Annotated in this window: 1 protein-coding gene; it reads left to right on the top strand. The window is 39.7% G+C overall.

All coding sequences use genetic code 11. The features are described from left to right. Positions 1–1,231 (top strand): collagen-flanked surface repeat-containing protein (locus H624_RS12160; RefSeq protein WP_035857387.1); only part of this gene is annotated, 1,231 nt, incomplete at both ends.

A 1,231-nucleotide genomic window follows, 5' to 3' on the forward strand; every position in this document is an offset into this window, starting at 1 on the left:
ATGTAATCGTAATTGATCCGAATACAGGCGAAGAAGTTTCTAGAGTTACAATCAAAGATGGTAAAGATGGCGAAACACCAGAAATCGACATTGTACCAAGTGAAGACCCAGAGAACCCAGGTTATACAATCATCATTACTAATCCAGAAACTGGAGAGAAAGAAGAAGTCTTCGTGAAAGATGGTAAAGATGGCGTTGACGGAGAAGACGGTAAAGACGGTGTAGACGGAGAAGACGGCGCTGATGGCCAAGATGGAGAAGATGGCCAAGACGGTAAAGATGGAAACACAGTACGTATAGAAGATAATGGCGATGGCACATATGATGTAATCGTAATTGATCCGAATACAGGCGAAGAAGTTTCTAGAGTTACAGTCAAAGATGGTAAAGATGGCGAAACACCAGAAATCGACATCGTACCAAGTGAAGACCCAGAGAACCCAGGTTACACAATCATCATTACTAATCCAGAAACTGGAGAGAAAGAAGAAGTCTTCGTTAAAGATGGTAAAGACGGTGTAGACGGTGCTGATGGCGCAGACGGTCAAGATGGAGAAGATGGTCAAGACGGTAAGGATGGAAATACAGTTCGTATAGAAGATAATGGCGATGGCACGTATGATGTAATCGTAATTGATCCGAATACAGGCGAAGAAGATTCTAGAGTTACAATCAAAGATGGTAAAGATGGCGAAACACCAGAAATCGACATTGTACCAAGTGAAGACCCAGAGAACCCAGGTTACACAATCATCATTACTAATCCAGAAACTGGAGAGAAAGAAGAAGTTTTCGTGAAAGATGGTAAAGATGGCGTTGACGGAGAAGACGGTAAAGACGGCGAGTCGATTACTATTGTTAATCAATACGTTGACGAACATGGAAATACAATCATTAAATTTAGTGATGGTTCAGTAGTTGTAATTCCTCCTGGTGCAGATGGTGAATCAATAACTATAATTAATCAATATGTTAATGAATCAGGAAATGTAGTTATAGTATTCAGTGATGGTTCTATTGTTGAAATACCATCAAATCAAGACGGTAAAGTAGTACAAAATATTACTATTATTGAGAATGGCGATGTGGTTATCACATACACAGATAATTCAACAAAAGTAATCTTTAATATCAAAGAACTTTGTGAGATCTGTAATGCTGATGATGACGACCCAGATAACGACTCAGATAGCGACTCTGATACAGATAGCGACTCTGATTCAGACAGCGA

It is taken from the genome of Jeotgalicoccus marinus DSM 19772 (assembly GCF_000425825.1).
Lineage (GTDB): Bacteria > Bacillota > Bacilli > Staphylococcales > Salinicoccaceae > Jeotgalicoccus > Jeotgalicoccus marinus.